We start from the raw sequence: 505 nt of genomic DNA, 5'->3' as shown, positions 1-505 counted from the left end.
TCACCGCCAAATTCCGGCGAGCGCATCCCAACGAGTTTGACGAACGAAGCGGGGTCGAACGTTGTTCGGTCGTTTCCATGCAGATGCCGCCGACTCCAGACCAGCATCGATTTTATTCGGGGCTTCTTTTCGAGCTAGGAGCTCCGCACAATGCTGCGGCTGGTCTGGCGTCCCTGGAACGACTGGCTCGTGACATTCTCAGACGCGTATCCCCACGGATGTTGGTTGTCGACGAGATCCATCATCTGCTGGCGGGCAGCTATCGCGAGCAGCGTGCGTCCCTGAATCGTCTCAAGTTCCTCGCCAATGATCTGCAGATCAGCATGGTTCTGGTCGGAACACGCGATGCAGTATTGGCGCTTCAAACCGATACCCAGATGATCAGCCGTTATACGCCATTTGAGATCCCGCGCTGGCGCGAAAGCGACGGTCTGCGGCGGCTGCTTGCCGCATTTGAACGGGTGCTGCCGCTGCGCAAGCCGTCGGACCTCGCGCGACGCGAGAT

At 59.2% G+C, this 505-nt stretch carries 1 protein-coding gene; it reads left to right on the top strand.

All coding sequences use genetic code 11. The annotated features are described in order from the left end of the window. On the top strand, positions 1-505 hold a 505-nt coding region (locus PQR02_RS40775), incomplete at both ends, for a TniB family NTP-binding protein (protein ID WP_408243446.1).

Origin of the sequence: Paraburkholderia sediminicola (genome assembly GCF_046026895.1) — a bacterium.
GTDB classification, from domain to species: Bacteria; Pseudomonadota; Gammaproteobacteria; order Burkholderiales; family Burkholderiaceae; genus Paraburkholderia; species Paraburkholderia sediminicola_C.
This window is presented reverse-complemented; position numbering and strand designations above follow the sequence as displayed.